The organism is Hafnia psychrotolerans (genome assembly GCF_014639435.1).
In the GTDB taxonomy this organism is placed as follows: Bacteria; Pseudomonadota; Gammaproteobacteria; order Enterobacterales; family Enterobacteriaceae; genus Ewingella; species Ewingella psychrotolerans.
The window spans coordinates 240,659-258,304 of the sequence record NZ_BMFZ01000003.1 but is presented as its reverse complement, the minus strand read 5'-3'; the positions used below and the strand labels follow the sequence as shown (position 1 = coordinate 258,304).

General features: G+C 48.7%; 17 protein-coding genes. 9 read left to right on the top strand and 8 right to left on the bottom strand.

From position 1 onward, the window contains the following. Positions 1-74: 74 nt before the first annotated feature. Complete coding sequence (locus tag IEV89_RS07025) at positions 75-686, bottom strand: TetR/AcrR family transcriptional regulator (protein ID WP_188471901.1); 612 nt, start codon at positions 684-686, stop codon at positions 75-77. A gap of 176 nt (positions 687-862) precedes the next feature. On the opposite strand from IEV89_RS07025, the gene IEV89_RS07020 reads away from it, so the two are divergent. From IEV89_RS07020 to slyA, 3 genes are all read left to right on the top strand, one after another. Then, positions 863-1,102 (top strand): DUF1289 domain-containing protein, encoded by a 240-nt coding sequence (locus tag IEV89_RS07020; protein WP_188471900.1) that lies wholly within the window; start codon positions 863-865, stop codon positions 1,100-1,102. A gap of 107 nt (positions 1,103-1,209) precedes the next feature. After that, positions 1,210-2,106, top strand: coding sequence for an aldo/keto reductase (locus tag IEV89_RS07015; RefSeq protein ID WP_188471898.1), 897 nt, complete (start codon positions 1,210-1,212; stop codon positions 2,104-2,106). Positions 2,107-2,706: 600 nt separating this feature from the next. Next, positions 2,707-3,141: a transcriptional regulator SlyA gene (gene slyA, locus IEV89_RS07010; RefSeq protein WP_188471896.1), complete on the top strand. Its 435-nt coding sequence runs from the start codon at positions 2,707-2,709 to the stop codon at positions 3,139-3,141. A gap of 156 nt (positions 3,142-3,297) precedes the next feature. On the opposite strand, the gene IEV89_RS07005 is transcribed toward slyA, so the two are convergent. Then, the gene (locus IEV89_RS07005; protein WP_188471889.1) at positions 3,298-3,768 is read right to left on the bottom strand and encodes an outer membrane lipoprotein; all 471 of its coding nucleotides are present in this window, start codon (positions 3,766-3,768) and stop codon (positions 3,298-3,300) included. 447 nt (positions 3,769-4,215) lie between these two features. Between IEV89_RS07005 and anmK the strand changes: the two genes are divergently transcribed. The 5 genes from anmK (at position 4,216) to pdxY (ending at position 8,895) form a co-directional block, all read left to right on the top strand. Next, positions 4,216-5,337: an anhydro-N-acetylmuramic acid kinase gene (gene anmK / locus IEV89_RS07000; protein ID WP_188471887.1), complete on the top strand. Its 1,122-nt coding sequence runs from the start codon at positions 4,216-4,218 to the stop codon at positions 5,335-5,337. Between the two features lie 81 nt (positions 5,338-5,418). Continuing rightward, positions 5,419-5,727 carry an MliC family protein gene (locus IEV89_RS06995; protein ID WP_188471885.1) on the top strand — a complete coding sequence of 103 codons (309 nt, stop codon included), beginning with the start codon at positions 5,419-5,421 and terminating at the stop codon, positions 5,725-5,727. A 115-nt stretch (positions 5,728-5,842) separates the two neighbouring features. After that, positions 5,843-6,508 carry a pyridoxamine 5'-phosphate oxidase gene (gene pdxH, locus IEV89_RS06990; RefSeq protein WP_188471878.1) on the top strand — a complete coding sequence of 222 codons (666 nt, stop codon included), beginning with the start codon at positions 5,843-5,845 and terminating at the stop codon, positions 6,506-6,508. A 149-nt stretch (positions 6,509-6,657) separates the two neighbouring features. Beyond that, positions 6,658-7,932, top strand: coding sequence for a tyrosine--tRNA ligase (gene tyrS, locus IEV89_RS06985; protein ID WP_188471876.1), 1,275 nt, complete (start codon positions 6,658-6,660; stop codon positions 7,930-7,932). A gap of 102 nt (positions 7,933-8,034) precedes the next feature. Further along, positions 8,035-8,895 carry a pyridoxal kinase PdxY gene (gene pdxY, locus IEV89_RS06980; protein WP_188471873.1) on the top strand — a complete coding sequence of 287 codons (861 nt, stop codon included), beginning with the start codon at positions 8,035-8,037 and terminating at the stop codon, positions 8,893-8,895. Positions 8,896-8,977: 82 nt separating this feature from the next. Here the strand turns inward: pdxY and gstA are convergent, their stop codons facing one another. From gstA to IEV89_RS06960, 4 genes are all read right to left on the bottom strand, one after another. Beyond that, the gene (gstA, locus tag IEV89_RS06975) at positions 8,978-9,583 is read right to left on the bottom strand and encodes a glutathione transferase GstA (protein WP_188471871.1); all 606 of its coding nucleotides are present in this window, start codon (positions 9,581-9,583) and stop codon (positions 8,978-8,980) included. Between the two features lie 205 nt (positions 9,584-9,788). After that, positions 9,789-10,655 (bottom strand): 4-hydroxy-tetrahydrodipicolinate synthase, encoded by an 867-nt coding sequence (dapA, locus tag IEV89_RS06970; RefSeq protein WP_188471868.1) that lies wholly within the window; start codon positions 10,653-10,655, stop codon positions 9,789-9,791. Between the two features lie 113 nt (positions 10,656-10,768). Next, complete coding sequence (locus tag IEV89_RS06965; protein ID WP_188471866.1) at positions 10,769-12,442, bottom strand: sensor domain-containing protein; 1,674 nt, start codon at positions 12,440-12,442, stop codon at positions 10,769-10,771. A 265-nt stretch (positions 12,443-12,707) separates the two neighbouring features. Continuing rightward, positions 12,708-12,980 carry a hypothetical protein gene (locus IEV89_RS06960; protein WP_188471864.1) on the bottom strand — a complete coding sequence of 91 codons (273 nt, stop codon included), beginning with the start codon at positions 12,978-12,980 and terminating at the stop codon, positions 12,708-12,710. Positions 12,981-13,220: 240 nt separating this feature from the next. On the opposite strand from IEV89_RS06960, the gene IEV89_RS06955 reads away from it, so the two are divergent. Then, positions 13,221-14,252 (top strand): helix-turn-helix domain-containing protein, encoded by a 1,032-nt coding sequence (locus IEV89_RS06955; RefSeq protein ID WP_188471862.1) that lies wholly within the window; start codon positions 13,221-13,223, stop codon positions 14,250-14,252. A 55-nt stretch (positions 14,253-14,307) separates the two neighbouring features. Here the strand turns inward: IEV89_RS06955 and dtpA are convergent, their stop codons facing one another. Then, positions 14,308-15,822, bottom strand: coding sequence for a dipeptide/tripeptide permease DtpA (gene dtpA, locus IEV89_RS06950; RefSeq protein WP_188471860.1), 1,515 nt, complete (start codon positions 15,820-15,822; stop codon positions 14,308-14,310). A 571-nt stretch (positions 15,823-16,393) separates the two neighbouring features. After that, complete coding sequence (locus tag IEV89_RS06945) at positions 16,394-17,602, bottom strand: CMD domain-containing protein (protein WP_188471858.1); 1,209 nt, start codon at positions 17,600-17,602, stop codon at positions 16,394-16,396. Positions 17,603-17,646: the final 44 nt, after the last annotated feature.

Genomic DNA, 17,646 nt, shown 5'->3' with positions numbered 1-17,646 from the left:
GATCGGGCTCGGCTTAACAAATTTTTATGGGAAGTAATACGATTTAAATCAATGCACTAGGTTTCTTAGACTCGTCATTTCGCCTTATCTGGCGGTTGAAGCAGCATTTCAACACTTTCCAGTGCCGCTGCCAGTGGCGTCACTGAACGTTTGATTTTCGCCAGCAAGGAAGCACCCAGCCAGAGTGAATAAAGGGTCGTCGCAGCGATGGCGGGGGATACAGGTACAGTAAGGGAGCCTTCAGCAATCCCTTTTTCAATCGCATCTTTTAAGCGGTTAATCACCCGGGTAGAACCCTGCTCAAGTACGTGGCGCATTGACTCTGAAAGGTCACTAACCTCAGCGGACAGCTTGACTGACAGGCAGGCGTTGTGGCATTCGCTGCTGCAAAAGTTGGTAATATTCTGGGCATAATAACTCAGGATATGATGACGCTGGTCACCCTGAGTTTGGCCAAAAAGCTGTTGTAAGTGCAGATCGTAATGTTCGAAATACCGTTGAATCATCGCTTCACCAAAAGCTTCTTTGGAGCGAAAGTGATGATAGAAGGACCCTTTTGGAACTTCGGCCGTTTTCAGAAGTTCTGTTAGACCCATGCCAGTAAAACCTAAACGCAGGCTGAGTTCTTCACCCGTGGCCAGCAGATGTTCGCGTGTATCACTATGAGGTTGAGCATGTTTGTTCATAGGGCTGAGAATAATAGACCAATCGGTCTAGGTCAAGAGGGCGGTAAAAAAAGGCATTTTTTGTCCGGTGCCATGTTGTAATAAATAAGCCGAAATGTTGCGAGTGTTCAAAAGAGACTTGCGGGATGCCGCCAAAGCGTCTTCAATAAGGATTCAATGATTGATGCGGAGACGTCGTGGCTCAACAGCTCGAGTTTTTTGACATTCCCAGCCCATGTCGCGGTATTTGCCAGGCGGATACTCGCGGTTTTTGCCGTGGCTGCCTACGCAGTCGCGAAGAGCGCTTTGGCTGGATGACAATGACCGATCCTGAAAAACGCCAGGTTCTCCGACTGTGCTATCAGCGGCTTCTGCGTCTACAACGCGCAGGCAAGAAGCCTGATGATCCTCTGCCTGAACAACCCTCTCTTTTTTGACCTTTAGTGCATTCTACTGCAGGCGAAGATCAATACAGCCATTGGCTGATTTCTATATGCTGTCAACGGTTTACAACATCCAATAATGAATAAATTGAGGTAATGACATGGATCCCCGTACCCCACTGTCCGCGCAGGGCCCTGAGTTCTCCCGTATGATTTGCGGCTACTGGCGTTTGATGGAATGGAATATGACACCGCAGGAGTTGCTGGGTTTTATTGAGCAACACGTTGAGCTTGGCATTACTACCGCCGATCACGCCGATATCTACGGCGGTTATGCCTGTGAGGCTGCCTTTGGCGAAGCGATGCGCCTTAAACCAGCACTGCGTGAAAAGATGCAACTTGTGAGCAAATGCGGAATTGCCACGACGGCCAATCCGGACAATAAAATCGGCCACTATATTACCGACAGTCGCTACATTATTGAGCGAGCTGAAAAGTCGCTGAGTCATCTACACACCGACTATCTGGACCTGCTGTTAATTCATCGCCCGGACCCGCTGATGGACGCTGATGACGTGGCCGACGCGTTCACTTCGCTACACAAAAGCGGAAAAGTGAAATATTTTGGCGTCTCTAATTTTACACCGACCCAGTTCACGCTTTTACAATCGCGCCTGCCGTTCTCGCTGGTGACCAATCAATTGGAGATTTCGCCTGTCCACCAACCCGCTATTCTCGATGGTTCACTGGATCTCTGCCAGCAATTGCGCATCAAACCCATGGCCTGGTCATGTCTCGGTGGCGGCAGCCTGTTCAGCGAAGCAAAATTCCAGCCACTGCGTGATGAACTACAGAAAGTGGCAGAAGATATTGGTGCGGAAAATATCGAGCAGGTGGTTTACGCCTGGGTGATGCAACTGCCATCACAACCTCTGCCGATCATCGGTTCAGGCAAAATTGAACGCGTAAAATCAGCCTGGAAATCCCTCTCGCTGAGGCTGACTCGTCAACAATGGTTCCGTATTCGTAAGGCAGCTCTGGGTTACGACGTTCCTTAATTAAGCGCATTGGGATTCACTCATTTACCACATTGCCGCAACGTCAATGACTTTGGATTAAGTCGATTTTCCCCGCATTATTTTTCTCAGGCAGGCTCAGCCGGCTGCCTTCTTCCATACCCAGCACCTAATACGAAGGCAAAAACAATTATAATCGCGCGCTATTTCAGCGCTTCAATTGCATGTTCTTACTCATTGACCAGAATGACAGGGCGCAATAAATAGGAATAAAAATAGACAAATCCATCAATGTCAAATACCAGACCTCGCCGAAATAAACCCAGTTACGTAAAAGGTGATTTATCAAAATCCAGAAAACCGGCCCAAGCAACACAGCCTTGAAATGGGCGAGAAATAAAGCGAAGTACCCAGCAATCAATCTGGTATTGAGGAGCCTGAATGAGACATTTGCGGATCCACAATATTAATCTCTGCGGGTGATTGTGTTATAAAAGATGTCAATTCAGAGAGGCGCAGACGGGTCTCAAACTGACGGTGAAAAAATCCAGTATATATAAAGGCATTTAAACGATTAACATTCCGAAAACTAAGCTAAACTCTGGGGAGTTATCTTAGCATGCTAATTATAAGGAGAGGTAATTGGAATCGAACTTAGGGTCAGATCTCGCACGATTAGTTCGTGCTTGGCGCTCGCTGATTGACGAACGTTTAAAACCGCTCGAATTGACGCAAACGCACTGGGTAACCTTGCACAACATCAATATGTTGCCGACAGAACAATCGCAAATTCAGTTGGCTAAGGCGATAGGGATTGAGCAACCTTCTTTGGTCAGAACGTTGGATCAACTCGAAGAGAAAAAACTCATCACCCGCCAAACATGCGTAAGCGACCGCCGTGCAAAACGTATCAAACTCACCGAGGAAGCGGCACCCATCATCAATGCTATGGAATCGGTTATAGACTCAACGCGCAAAGAGATCCTAACAGGGATGTCTCATTTAGAGACTGAGCAGTTATCTGCAATGCTGGCTCGTCTGGAAAAAAATATCGCGGCACTGCAAAGTAAATCATAATCATGCGTCGATTTGCGGCGTTTTTACGTATTAATTCAGTATTCTTTTTTGCACCCAGTACCCAGATTTCATATCGTTACGATGAGATTTGGGAATAAAAAAGCCGGCAACTTTCGCTGCTGGCTTTTTTGCATTTCGCGAACCCAACATCAGAAATCAGGCGCTTGGGGACACCGTAACGGTGCTGCCACTGGTCGCCATGCTGACGCGCTGACCAACACTAAACTTGGTTGGGCCGGTTTTCTGCACCACCTGTATGGTCGTGCCGTCGTCTCGACGGATTTGCAACTCGACAGCGTTTGAGCGGTTTAGGGTGCTTTGAACCCCTTGACCTGCGACACCACCCAATACTGCACCACCCGCAGTTGCCAGGCTGCGACCAGTACCGCCGCCAATGGTATTACCAAGGAATCCACCCAGTACCGCGCCACCCAACGCACCGATAATGTTGCTTTCATCGCCACCCTGAATCTGTACCGCACGCGTTGAAAGAATGGTGCCGTATGAGACTTGTTGGATCTGTTTGGCCTGAGAAGCGGAGTAGACATCGCCTGATGCGGTGTTGTCATTGACACAACCTGCAAGAGTAACACCCGCAAGGGCGACGACCAGAAAACGCTTAATCATAAATAGCTCCTGTTTAAATTTACGTTGTTGCAGCCCGGTTATGCATTACGCCACGACAACGCAGGTCTAACGTTCCACAGTTTAACATCCTGTCGAGGCTGTCAAGTCGCTTAGAAACTCAGTCTTACACTAAAAGATCATCGCTTGAACCAAATTCTTAACGACGCAAGAGTACATGAGGCCTACTCAACTAATAATAAACGGCGGTTTATGTTTTAGACAGTATTTGCGTTAAATCCTCTCTCACAAACTTTCTAGCCCTTAAGGATAGCCAGTTTCCCGTGCTGTGGGTTTGAAAGGGGCTATTAAGTTGACAAAAAACAAACACACCAATCACATAGCTCAATAAAAAAGGTGTTACTCATGGCGCTACCCGATGAATTCTGTTTTATTTGAACATGAAGCACGATTGATCATTTTTTACCGGAGGTATTAGGGATGTTATCTATGAAGTCAGGACGCTATATCGGTGTGATGTCAGGGACCAGCCTTGATGGTGTTGATGTCGTGCTGGCGGCTATTGACGAAAGAATGGTCGCCCAACAGGCCAGCCATTTGCATCCGATGCCTGTTGAAATAAAAAATGCCATCCTCGGCATGTGCCAAGGTCAAAAGGTTACGTTGGCGCAGGTTGGTGAACTCGATACCCGCCTTGGGATTCTCTTCGGCGAGGCGGTGTTAGCATTGCTGGAAAAAACCGGTATCAGTGCCGATGAGGTAACGGCTATAGGTTGCCACGGGCAGACGGTATGGCATCAGCCGAAAGGTGAAGCGACATTCTCAATGCAACTTGGCGATAACAACCGCATCGCCGCGATCACGGGTATTACCACGGTAGGTGATTTTCGTCGTCGTGATATGGCTTATGGTGGACAGGGCGCGCCCTTAGTTCCTGCATTCCATCAGGCACTGCTGGCAGATACGGTAGAGCGCAGGATGATCCTCAACATTGGCGGTATTGCTAACTTATCGCTCTTACTGCCTGGTCAACCCATTCGCGGCTATGACACCGGCCCTGGCAATATGCTGATGGATGCCTGGATCTGGCGTCACCGGGCATTGCCTTTCGATAAAAATGCAGAATGGGCTAATCAGGGCAGAGTTAATCTGACTCTTTTGCAGCAAATGCTCTCGGATCCCTATTTTGCCGAACCGGCGCCCAAAAGCACCGGACGGGAATATTTCAATATTGCCTGGCTGGAAAAACAGCTGAGCCGTATGCACGAACTGCCGCCGGAAGATGTTCAGTCTACGCTGGCTGAATTAACCTCTGTCAGCATCGCCGAACAGGTACAGTTGGCGGGGGGCAGTGATCGCCTAATGGTGTGTGGTGGTGGGGCGCGTAACCCGCTGGTAATGGCGCGACTCTCGGCCATGTTACCGGGCACTGAAGTTTGCACTACAGATACCTTTGGGATCAGTGGTGATGATATGGAAGCTCTGGCATTTGCCTGGCTGGCATTTCGTACCCTGTCGGGTAAATCCGGTAATCTGCCCTCTGTCACTGGTGCCTGTCGTGAGACGGTTCTTGGTGCAATTTATCCCGCCTCAGTCGAAGGTGTACGATGATATCTCGGCCTAATCCCAATGTGTTTTATTGCTGTGCGTGGTAATAAAAAGGAATAAGCCAGAATCATAAGGAGTGACAGGATGAAAAAAGCGATCTTCGCTTTGGCAGGTTTAACGTTGGCAGGATGCAGCCAGTTCCACCATCAACCAACGGCACCGACTGAACCACTGCATTATCAATGTGGGACGATGCCGCTGACCGTCACGCAGGATCCATCTGAGAAACAGGTCGATCTCCTGCTTGACGGTAAACAGCTGAAACTAAAACAAGTTGAATCGGCATCGGGCACTAAATACAGTGACGGGCAATATACCTTCTGGTCGAAGGGAACCGCAGCGTTTGTGCAGCGAGGTGACGCCATTATCCTTAACGACTGCGTTCAGAAATAATCTTTCACTTTACCCTCCCTTTTATTGCCGACCGCATCTGACTCGCCAGGATGATTGAGATCCTGACGCGTCAGGTGCAGAATACCTGCAACTTACTCTCACGTAATGAACTTATATGGCTGATAACAATGATTTTGATGTGGCAGACTCTCGTCGTGAATACACGCGAGGTGGCCTGCGCCGTGCTGATTTACCCGCTGCGCCTCAGCCATTGTTTGAACACTGGCTGAAACAGGCCTGCGAAGCCAAACTTGCCGACCCGACCGCCATGGTCGTTGCTACGGTTGATGAGCATGGACAACCTTTTCAGCGCATCGTGTTGCTTAAACATTATGACGAAAAGGGGCTGGTTTTTTATACCAACCTCGGCAGTCGCAAGGCACAACAGCTAGCGAGTAATAGCCGCATTAGCTTGCTATTTCCATGGCATATGTTGGACCGCCAGGTGATTGTACTCGGACAGGCCGAGCGTCTCTCCACCTTTGAAGTGGTGAAGTATTTTGCCAGCCGCCCAAAAGACAGTCAGATTGGCGCGTGGGTGTCACATCAATCCAGCCGTATCTCCGCGCGTGGTGTGTTGGAAAGCAAATTCCTCGAACTGAAACAAAAATTCAGCCAGGGTGAGGTCCCACTGCCGAGTTTCTGGGGCGGTTTCCGGGTCAGCGTGGAGTCGATGGAGTTCTGGCAGGGCGGCGAACACCGTCTGCATGATCGTTTCATTTATCAGCGTGACGTGGCTGATAAAGAAAATGGCTGGAAAATAGACCGTCTGGCACCCTAACCACGAAAAAGAGTGCGATTTCCTAGCACTCGGGCGATGAGCGTTTTATTCTATGCCATTCCCCAGAATGGTGAGAGAAACGGCACATTCTCGGCATGATGTCAGACACGAATCTGCACAGATTCAGTAAATAATAAATGGAGTCTTTGATGGCGAGCAGCAACCTGATTAAACAACTGCAAGAGCGGGGCCTCATTGCCCAGGTGACGGATGAAAAAGCGTTAGCAGAGCGACTGGCGCAAGGGCCAATTGCACTCTATTGCGGTTTTGATCCGACCGCAGACAGCTTGCATTTGGGTCATTTGGTGCCTTTGCTTTGCCTGAAACGCTTCCAGTTAAACGGCCACAAACCCGTTGCGCTGGTGGGCGGTGCTACGGGGTTGATTGGTGATCCTAGCTTCAAAGCTGCCGAACGCAAGCTGAACACCAATGAAACCGTAAACGAGTGGGTGGAAAAAATTCGCCACCAGGTTGCTCCATTCCTGGATTTCAACTGTGGTGAAAATAGTGCCATCACAGCCAATAACTACGACTGGTTCGGCGACATGAACGTGCTGACCTTCCTGCGTGACATCGGTAAACACTTCTCTGTTAACCAGATGATCAATAAAGAAGCAGTAAAACAGCGCCTGAACCGTGATGATTCCGGTATCTCTTTCACTGAGTTCTCTTACAACTTATTGCAGGGGTACGATTTCTCTTCACTGTATGACTTGCATCAGGTTGAACTGCAAATTGGGGGTTCTGATCAATGGGGTAACATTACCTCAGGTATTGATTTAACCCGTCGTCTGCATCAGAAACAGGTGTTCGGCCTGACCGTTCCGCTTATCACTAAATCCGACGGCACTAAATTCGGCAAAACGGAAGGCGGTGCAGTGTGGCTTGATCCGAAGAAAACCAGCCCATACAAGTTCTATCAGTTCTGGATCAACACTGCGGATGCTGATGTTTATCATTTCCTGAAATTCTTCACCTTCATGAGCATCGAAGACATCAATGCGTTGGAAGAAGAAGACAAAACCAGTGGTAAAGCGCCACGCGCCCAGTATGTTCTGGCAGAAGAAGTCACGGGGATGGTGCACGGTGCAGAAGGTCTGGCGGCAGCCCGTCGAATCACTGACAGCCTATTTTCAGGCTCCCTGAGTGAGATGACTGAATACGATTTTGAGCAGCTGGCGCAAGACGGCCTTGAATTATTCACGTTAGATCGTGGTGCCGACTTGTTAGAGGCGCTCGTCATTGCCGGCATGGCACCTTCTAAAGGTCAGGCACGTACCATGATTTCTTCTAATGCTGTTTCTATTAACGGCGAAAAACAGACTGATATTGAATACAGCTTCACTGAAAGTGATCGTCTATTTGGTCGATACACTTTGTTGCGTCGTGGTAAAAAGAATTACAGTCTGCTGCTCTGGGCATAAGTTTTACAATCGGTATGATGAGGGGCTGAACAGCCCCTCGTTTTGTTCTGTGAACTCAGTGATTCCGCCATCTCCCGATGACGTTGCTATCGGACATTCCTAATGAAAAACATCCTCTCTATCCAGTCACACACCGTTTTTGGTCACGCTGGTAACAGCGCGGCAGAATTCCCAATGCGGCGCATGGGCGCAAACGTTTGGCCACTCAATACGGTGCAATTTTCTAACCATACGCAATATGGGCATTGGACCGGCTGTGTTATGCCGGCCAGCCATCTGACTGATATCGCACAGGGCATCGCGGATATTGACCGTCTTAAAGACTGTGATGCGGTATTAAGCGGGTATATTGGTTCGCCAGAGCAGGGGCAGAGCATTCTGCACATTGTCCGTCAGGTAAAAGAGGCCAACCCAAATGCCTGGTATTTCTGCGACCCGGTAATGGGGCATCCGGAGAAGGGCTGTATTGTTGCGCCTGGTGTGGCGGAGTTCCATTGCAACCAAGCCTTGACCCACTGCGATATTATGGCGCCCAATCTGCTTGAGCTAGAACTGCTCGGCGGTCATGTTGTTCTCAATGTGGAAGAGGCCGTGGTGACAGCGCGTGAACTGATTGCTAAAGGCCCAAGAATCGTGCTGGTGAAACACCTCAGCCGCGCCGGCTACCAGAGTGACCGCTTTGAGATGTTGCTGGTCACCGTCGATGAAGCCTGGCATATCGACCGCCCGTTGGTGGATTTTGGTGTGCGTCAGCCGGTTGGCGTAGGTGACTTAACCAGCGGTCTGCTGCTGGTTAATTTACTCAAAGGCGAAGCGCTGGATAAAGCCCTGGAACATGTCACTGCGGCCGTTTATGAAGTGATGCTAGCGACGCATGCAATGGGTGAATATGAGCTGCAAGTGGTCGCCGCGCAGGACAAAATGGTGACGCCGGAGCATCATTTCCCTGCCACTAAGCTCTAATAACAGCCTTGATGACCGAATAAATAAAAACGCCCCGTGCGAGATCAGCCGGGGCGTTTTTTACGGTGTGGCAGGCAGAAACTTATTTCAGACCTTCAGCAACCAAAGCGGCATCAACCGCAGGACGTGCTGCTACGCGGTCAAGATAGCGGTTCAGATCACTCAATGCAGAGAGATCAAATTTTAGCGCTTTTGCCCAGCCCATCACGGTGAACAGATAGGCATCGGCTACGCTGAAACGCGCGCCAAGTAGGTACTGGTGGTCTTTCAGGGTGTCGTTAACATAGATGAATTTTTTCGCCAGTGCTTCACGGGTCAGCGATTTATACTCTTCCGGTGTTTTCGGATTGAACAGCGGACTAAAGCCTTTATGCAGTTCGGTCGCAATATAGTTCAGCCACTCTAACGCATGATAACGTGCCAGCGTACCCACTTCTGGCAATAACTGGCGATCCGGCTTCTGGTCAGCCAGATATTGCACAATTGCCACGCCTTCGGTCAGTATGCTGCCGTCGCTCAGTTCCAGCGTTGGAATTTGGCCTTTAGGATTCACAGCAAGAAAGTCTTCATCGCTTTCAGTTTTCTTTGTCGCCAGATCAACTTTGACGATGGTGAAATCCAGACCGGCTTCACGCAGAATAATATGCGGTGAAAGGGAACATGCACCGGCTTTATAATAAAGTTTCATACAAACTCCGTAAATTTAAACCATTGTCACACAGGCCTTAGCAGCTGCGACGTCTACACGGCACGGCCGCACAGGAACAGATATCCTCCCTATCCTAGTGCCGCCGGTGAAAAATGTCAGTGACTAAATCGTGTTGTGGGTGCGAACGCTCAAATAGTGGCAGGCAACCTTTATTGGCCGTCAACCGACCACTCTTGATACATATTCAGCGTGAATATTGATTCAGATGATTCCGCACCGCGCGTTCAACATTTTCTGGCGCGGGAAGTAACGGCGCGCGCAGTTCATTGTGCAGCAGCCCATCCAATGACAATGCATATTTAATTGCTGCAGGGTTGGGGGCGGTGAACATGAGTCGCATCATTGGCAGCAAGGAGAAAAAGGTCTGGCGGGCACCACTGAGATCGTTCATCTTAATCTGCTGAATTAAATTAACAAACTTCTCAGGGAACAGATGCGCGGATGCAGCGATGGCACCTGTTCCACCATGACACAGCGTAGAGAATATCTGCGCATCTTCGCCGCAAAGTACATCCAACTGACCATCGGCAATCAATGACAAGGTGAGCTCGAGACTGCCACCGCAATCTTTAATCGCTACAATCTTGGGGTGGGTGGCCAGTTGACGCAGAGTATCGAGCTCAAGATGGATACCGGTGCGGTAAGGGACATTGTATAAAATGATTGGCACCGAAGAGCGGTCGGCCAGTTCGGTAAACCACGCGACCAGCGCTGCTTGCGAAGGGCGGATGTAGTAAGGGGCGGGGAGCAGGATCCCTGCCACTGGCCGTTGCAAAATCGCTTCCAGCATGCCGCTAACGGTTGGCAGATGTGTCCCGGAAAGCCCCATAACAACCTGATGTCCTGGTATAATTTCCAGCACAGCGTCGAGCACCTGAAGTTGCTCGTCTTTACTGAGCGTCGGCGCTTCACCTGTTGTACCACACACCACAACACCATCAATGCCCTGTTTCAGCAAATGGGTAGAGAGCGCCTGTAAGGCGGGGAAATCAATTTCACCCTGATGAAAAGGCGTGACCAGTGGAACCCAGATACCTGAAAACGATGACATGATAAAACTTCCTTCAACAGCATGATGAATGGCAGCGATCATGTCAGCAAAGTGGGGGATGATGCCAATTGAAAGAATTCATAGTGGGATTTGAGTTATTTACCAGACTTATATCAGCGTTCATGTAGCATATTCGTTTCACTGTTTAGCAGGGCGTGCAAGGTTTCTACCGGCACCGGACGTGAAAAGAGATATCCTTGTAAATGTGTACAACCAGCTGATATCAAAAAAGCTTTTTGCAATTGATTTTCAACACCTTCGGCAATGACGTTCAGCTTCATTTTATTTCCCAACTGTGAGACTGCGGAAACAATGGAGGCAGTATCATTCACTTCTGTGACATATTGCACAAATGAACGATCGATTTTCACGCTGTCGACCGCGATGTCTTTCAGCAAACTCAGGCTGGAATAGCCGGTGCCGAAATCATCGAGTGAAATTTTAACACCGGCTTCTCGCAGGCGAACCAGATGAGTCAGGCTGGTCGAGTTGGCGTTCATGATCGATGTTTCAGTTAGTTCCAGTTCAAGCCTCGTGGCGGGAAATCCTTCTTCATCGAGTAAAGTGAGGATCCTGTCGGCAAAATTGGCTTCCCCCAACTGTACTGCTGAGACGTTGATCGCCAGGTTGAGGTTTTTGAAAATGTTAATTTGCTGACATGCCTGGCGAAAAATAATTTCCCCCAACTGAATAACCATCCCGGTCTCTTCAGACAGCGCAATAAATTGCACCGGAGAGACGGCGCCGAGCACGCTGTGGTTCCAACGCGCCAAGGCTTCCACGCAGACCACTTTTTCGTCAATGCTACGAAGTATCGGCTGATAAACACAGGTCAAGTCCCCTTTCTTCGACAGAGACTCAGCCAGTGCTTTTACCATGATGCGTTTGCTGACGCAGCTGGCATCAAGCAGTTCTGAATAATAAGAGAACATGTTTTTACCGCGCTGTTTAGCCTCAATCAGCGCAGTATTGCCGCGGCGCATGATCTCGCCGGCAGTGATATTTTCAGCACCGAACATCACAATTCCCAGAGAGAGCGTGACCATCGGATTGGCGCGAGTCAGGCGGAAGGGTTGGCGCATCATCACCATAATTTCCAGAGCCAGATTATTCGCCTGCTCTTGCGTCGGACTATTGCGCAAGACAATGGCGAATTCGTCACCCCCAATGCGCGACACGCTGCCCGCATTGCCGGTTTCATTGCGTAAACGTTGGCCAAACTCGCATAAAATTGCATCTCCGGCCTGATAACCATAGATGTCATTGATATAGTTGAATTCATTCAGGTTGAGCAGGAACAAGGCGTAAGGTTCGGGGTGGTACACACGTTGTGCGGCGATCTGATTGAGTTCTTCCTTGAGTGCGGTACGGTTAGGTAAACCTGTCAGCACATCGTGGCGGGCGAGGTAACGAATTTGCGCTTCTGAACTTCGCAGCAACGAAATATCCATTATTGACGTCAGAATATAGTGGCGATTCTTTAGCGTCAGGCGCGTTTTTCGTACCAGTACATTACGGCATTTTCCATTAGCGTCGATGAGCTTTTCTTCATTGACGTTTTTCTTTCCGGTTGTTAACACTTCTATATCGCGTTCGCGCTGGCGGGCGGATTGAATCTCTTCGGTGAAGAACGAGACGTCTTGACCAATAAGCTCCTCCCGGCTGCGGCCAAACAATTCACAAGCTTTTGGATTAAGAAAAACCAATTTGCGCTCATCATCTTTCAAGACTGTCGCCTCTGTAAGCGCGTCGAGAACTGCCTGGCATATCGCAATATCAGTAAGCATAAGCTAATAATCCTGAGCAGAAAATGAGTCTATCAGGGCGATGGGAAAGCGGAGAACCCAACGCAGAATATAAGACAAAAGGGTAGAAATGAAGAATATTATTATTATCACTCACATTATGGTGAGAAGATTGCGGTAGTTTTTAAATTCAAACACTTATCATGCACTAAGTCAGGTAATCGTTATTTTATATGGGGGAATATCGAACAGCTGGTCCTACAAGGCTTTTGATTGCTTTGTTGATCAGAAAAACAAGCCGACACGGTCAAAACATTTTATCTTTATTGTTGTATTTTTCATTCCACTCCCGACGGTATTTACGCGCCCGGTTGCGCCCTTTGATCCATAGAAAAGTACAGACAATACAAACCGCAGCCGAAAAGAGGATATTACGCATATCCTGATCATAGAAAATAACCAGAATGCAATCGAGCGCGGCGATAAACGCAAACCACTTATACATATGCGACTGGCGGCGAGTTTCTGCATTCAAACGTTTTAACTGCCGTCCTTCATCCAGGACTTTTTTTTTATCCATCGTTGATATCCTGCCACATGCGAATGTTAGTGTTATGGAAAGCGTAGTAAAAGTGAAATCTGGCAAAAAAATAACGGTTGCCCAATTCAACACGATTATTGCATTAAAGTGGCCCCAACGTCTGCGGCTCAATGACTGCTTAATGTTTCTGATTCGCTTGAAGCTGACTTTTTTATTCTGTTGATTTCATTGGTCAGGGTAGATTATCTTTTAGGAATATCCCTAATTTATGGTGTGAAAATGACCGATTCGTCTTCGCGAAAAATAGTTGATTCAGCCAATATTTACCAGGATTTCGAAACTCGTTTTTATGAGTGGGAAGATGGCATGTCCAGCGCCGGCTTTAAGTTGGAACTACCCGATAACAATCGTGAATGTTTTGACTGGGGAGTGACCGGTTATAATTTTGGTCGGGTACTGGGAGGCGTACTTACCGTTAGCGAACATGATATCAACCGTCAGTATGGCAATTTATTTTCCATGCCTGACCATATTGTTATTTTTATCGTCATCATCGGCGGGATGGATGTGCAGTGTTTTGGGCGACGGTTCCAGATATCGCAGGGCGATATCCTGATACAGGATATGTCTCAGCCTATCCAGATACGTGTCTATCCAGGGGATCTAAAACCTCGACTCTGTACCTATCAGTACATCATCATGCCTAAGCACAGCCTGCACTTTAATGTTGATATTGCCTCGTTGCACGGCAAGCATATTCCTGCTTCATCGCCGGTAAATATTATTTTGCGTAACCATTTCGCCACCATGGTGGCAGTATTTGACCAGATGACAGAACAGGAAGTGCTGAGTACTGGCGAAGGCGCCGCAGCGGTATTTTTGCAAACGCTTCATCTGGTCGCAGGCAAAAAAATCGAGCATCCGTTTGAGCAAAGCGCTCGTCTGGAGCGTATTTGCCTGCATATCGAAAAGTATATTGCATCTCCGATCAGTGTTGAGGTTTTGTGCAAGAGCTTTGCGATTTCCCGCTCGGGCCTGTACCGGTTATTTGAACCGCTGGGCGGTATTGCTCAGTTTGTCCGCAGTCGCCGCTTATTGCTGGCTAAACGGTTGTTGCGTTCATCCTCAATGTCAGACCAAAGTCTGGCGGCGATAGCACGGCAGTGCGGGCTGGAACTCAGCGTTTTACGTCGGTATTTCAATGATGTACATGGTATGACACCAAAAGAAATGCGTGATCGTTTCCGTCATGCAGGGAAATTGGAGGGAAAAAGTGATGCCACCCATGTGAACTGGGTCAGCTCATTATAATGACGAACGCCTCCATAGGAGGCGTTCGTCAACCATCGTAAAGTCGGTTTAGTCTTTACTTCGCAGCAGCCAGTTCGTGCGCCTTGTCATCGTCTTCACGGTCTAACGTCATTCGATGTAGTTTAGATGCGGTCAGCAGCATCAGCATAGCGATGATGCCGGTGACGATACCAATCTGCAGGAATACGTGGCTGTAAATCGCCAGAGAAGCTTGGCTGTCCTGGATATCAGTAGGCGCGGCGGTCAGGTTGGCAACATAACCGGCAATGATCGCTGCCGCAGCGGTAGTCAGGAACCATGCCCCCATAATAAAGCCCATCAGGCGTTGTGGAACCAACTGTGCCACCATCGCCAGACCCAGACCCGAGATCATCAGCTCACCGATGCTTTGCATGGCGTAGCTCAATACCAGCCAGTTTACGGAAACGATGCCATTTTCATTGGCTAAACTTGCGCCCCACGGCAACACCAGGAATGCGCAGGAACATAACACCATACCGATAGCAAACTTGTGTGGCATTGGCATGCGGTCGCCTACTTTGGTGTAAATTGCCGCCAGAATTGGGCTGGCAACCATGATCCAGAATGGGTTAAGCGCTTGGAATTGTTCTGGCTGGAAGTTAATACCCAGTAGATCGTGGTTAACGTTATGAATAGCGAAGAAGTTCAATGACGTAGGCATTTGGCTATAGAGCACGAAGAACACTACCGCTTCCAGCATCAGCAGGAAAGCGACAATCATTTTACGACGGGCAATGCCTTTCATCGCAAAAGTTTCTTTAGCAAAAATAATAATAATACCGGTAGAGACAACGGCCAGTACCAAACGGGCGATTGTTTGGTTGTGCAGCAACCAGCTGGAAATGCACACCAGCGCAATCACGCCGACCAGCACCATCAGCAATTTATTGACCTGCAATGGCTCGAAGTCTGGTTTAGAACCCTGGCGTTTAACCCATTTGCGGCAGAACATAAAGTTAAGCAGAGTGATCAGCATACCGACGACGCTGAGGGAAAATGCGACGCTCCAGCCATACGTGGCGGCCAACCAAGGCGTAGCCAGCATAGAGAAGAACGAACCGATATTCACCGACATGTAATACATAGTGAATGCGCCATCAAGACGCGGGTCATCTTTTTCGTAGCAGGTTGAAAGCAATGAGGATGGGTTTGCTTTGAACAGACCACTACCGACGGCGATGGTCGCCATACCAAGGTAGACCCAGAAAATATCGTGGCCGGAGTACGCAACGAATGAGTAACCCAGAGCCAAAACTATGGCACCGAGCACGATCACGCGTTTTGAGCCGAGTACTTTATCGCCCAACCAGCCGCCTATGGCAACGAACCCATAAACCAATGCGCTGAAAGACGAGAACAGAGTGATAGAAGCCGCTTCACTCAGGCCAAGCATTTTGACCAGGTAAACCGCCATGATCCCTTGCAGGCCGTAATAACCAAATCGTTCCCATAGTTCTATGGAGAAGATCAGGTAGAACGCTCGGGGTTGTTTGAAAGCATTCAGGCTGATGCTTTCATCCTTTGATGTGTTTTTGTTTGCTGTTGACACGAGTTCCTCTATTTATCACTCCCTGTCCTGAACGACAGGAGATACAAAAGTGGCGCGAATTAAGCACCCTTTGCATTGTTATAAGATGGGATGACGGCGGGTAATGTTCCCTATCTTCGTAAACGAGGCAAGGAGTTTGACATATATCGTTACATATATCTGATTCAGACTGATGAAACTATGTTCGAAATGTTATGCAGAATTAAAAATTATGTTTTTGCTGTACAGCAAATGAATCTATCGTATGAATAATAAACGGTCTGCTTTCTGCAAATTATCTGGTTTATTTCTTTAATTCTAGTGGATGTTATGGTGTATTGGTGAATAAACGGTGCATAAGCGCTGTAAAGTTATTTTAATGCAGAGCTTTATGAATGGCAGGGAATCATGGAAGGGCACAGACCAATGCGCTAGCGATTGTCGTGTGACCAACATCGATTTTTAACACTAAATTTCAGCTACAAAATAAGATTAGTACTCATTTTGTAGGTTAACGGGTAGGGGACGTGATTGGATTGTGCTATCAGCACTGGTGGGAAAGGCTGATAGCCAGATAACATCACAGAATATTCTAGGGTGCAGTCGTCTCGCCTAAAGATTGAGTCAAACGGTTTGACCAAGCAAAAAACGCGCTGATGAGTAGAATATCCAGCGACTGTGCCGCACTGTAGCCCGCATCAGAGAGTGCATGAAGTTCATCTGTGTCAAATCTTTCAGGTGAACGTGCTAGTTTCGCCGTTGCCTGCAATAAGACCTGGTCGGGAGGGATTCTCTTGCCGTTAAAAAATGCTGCATTTGCGGTGCTTTCACCAGCATGGCATCCCTCAAATAACCTATCAATTTGCCGCTTTTCGCCACCCGATTCTAAATATAAGCGCCCATGGATCCCAGCACAGTACAGGCAACCATTCAGCCGTGATGTCGTGACCGCAGCCAGCTCTCGCCAGGTGGCTTCCTTTTGTTCCCCGGCATACATCAAATGGTTAAAAATGGCGGAGAATTTACTGAGGCAGCGGGCATCCTGTAACAGCAGACGGTAAAATGAAGACGAATAGGTGTCGGATGTGGCGAGTCTCAGCACATCAAGCTGGTATTGGCTGGCAGAGGTCAGATCAACCTCAGGCAAACGGGCCTGCCACTGACGTAATGTCAGGGAAAATCCCTGTTGAGAGCAGGGTTCTGGAGAATGAAATCCCGGCAATATAGCGGCTATACGTCCACGCATCGCTCCCAGTAAGGCCAACACACGAGCCTGATAGCTGACAAAACCAATCAACTGAACGAAGGTGACAATATCCTGTGTGCTCAGACCCACAGTGCCAAGCTGTTGTAGCATTGAAGGTGTGATGAGCGTTGGTTGAGTGGCCAACAGGCGTGCAAACTGCATGATGTGGGTCTGTCGGAGGTTACTTTCACGCGAGGCATCTGGACCGGCGAGTGGCGCGAGGCGGGCGGCATAATGGGTACATAACGGCTGTACACCGGTGACCTGGGCCACCGTTAAGGCACTGCTTAGGCGGTCATACAGGGATAATGCGGTGGTACATGACAATGTCACCTTTTTAGGGAGCAGGACGTCGTAACAGGCGCGAGATGCCTGTAGAAGGCCACTACGTTCACTCAGCAATTGGCGTAACGTCGGGTCCAGCTGAGTATCAAGCCCCAGCAAAAAGGGATCCTGCACCCGCTCCGCCTGCGGGTCGCTTGGCAAATGACCCTGCTGACTGGATTGTATTTCGTGATACCAGCTGTTATGAACGGCACGGTGCTGTTGTTCCATGATTGGGTCCTTTGCATCAGGCAAAATTTCAGACCCTATCCTTG